This is a genomic window from Staphylococcus sp. 231237_7MaSpsaltlick (genome assembly GCF_043107035.1).
The window spans coordinates 1-1326 of record NZ_JBICNX010000133.1; the positions used below are offsets into that span (position 1 = coordinate 1).

Genomic DNA, 1326 nt, shown 5'->3' on the forward strand with positions numbered 1-1326 from the left:
TTAGTATAGTCTTCCATAAACGACTTAGCGCCTAGTTCAATATCTTTGATACTTTTTAAATAATTATTAATATTATCTTCATTGAATTTCAAATTTATTTTTTGAGGTTTTGCCCCCTGATCGCTATTTAAAGTTACTGTATTAGTTTTAAATTCTTTATCGCTTATTTTACCTTTAGCATAAACCTTTAAAGGTTTATTTACTGGATATGCACCGTACACTTTATTTTTTTCATACTCAATAGGCTTATCATTGATATAAAGCTTAATATAGTCATCTACTTTTTCATTGTTAATTAAATTTGCTTTAAAATTTGCGTCCTTAAAACTAGCATGTGCAATGATTTTTTTATCACTATTTAGATTATCTGTATCAAATCGAATATTGCCCTTAACCTTGCCTTTAATCAATGAATTATCATCATCATAAATTTTTTGGGCTTCTATATCATATTTACCTACAAAAAACTTACCAATATTTGTTGTTTTATTTTTAGGCGCTGTAATAATTTGCTGTTTATCTTCAACATTATTAAATTCATACTTAGCATTTGAATATGAATTATTTTCTATATATACATCATGAAATATAGGTTTAAAAGCCAACCTATCAATAAATATAAACTTGTTCCCATTCATAGTTATTTCTATCAACTTTCGTTCCTGCTTGTCTGTTATATAGCCAAAATCAACCGTATTACTTTCACTATTTTTAATATTGCTTTTAATGTTGTTCATTTCTTTTTTGAATTTGTTACGGTTGTCTTTCTTGGCCATGTAATCTACAAATTGTTTAGCTTCTGCATGAGTAACTTTAACATCTTTAGAAGTTAATGTTTTAGATACTGCTTTATAGTCTTTAGATTGAACAGCTTCTTCAAAATCATCTAGTTGCGCTTTTGCATTATTCGATAAAATAAAATATATAATTGCCCCTATAATGCACAGTAATAATAAAATAATCACAATTACAGATATTATTTTCAGCTTGCTTTGCTTGTTTTCAGCCTTTTCTGATCGTTTAAACTCCTGGTTTTCATTTACCATATTTTCAGCCCTTTAGCATTATTTAAACAATAAACAATACTTCAGATAATTTTCACTATCTTTTTGCTTCTCAATAGCTTTTACTTGTTCTATATCATATTTAATAGCCTTCATAACTTCTTCAAAGAAAACTTTTTCACTTTCTTGTAGCCTATCATCATCTATGCTATAAACACCGTCTTCTTTAATTGCTATTTGGTTCAAATCAAGCTCATATTTATTCTCTAAATAATTATCAATATGGCTTTTAGCCGTTTCAATACTTCTAAAATATATATCT

At 26.9% G+C, this 1326-nt stretch carries 1 protein-coding gene and 1 pseudogene; both read right to left on the reverse strand.

The window, feature by feature from the left end:
* On the reverse strand, positions 1-1046 hold a 1046-nt coding region (locus ACF91D_RS30370), incomplete at its 3' end, for a TcaA second domain-containing protein (protein WP_392438466.1).
* Positions 1047-1064: 18 nt separating this feature from the next.
* Positions 1065-1326 (reverse strand): annotated as a pseudogene (locus ACF91D_RS30375) (hypothetical protein); the annotation flags it as partial.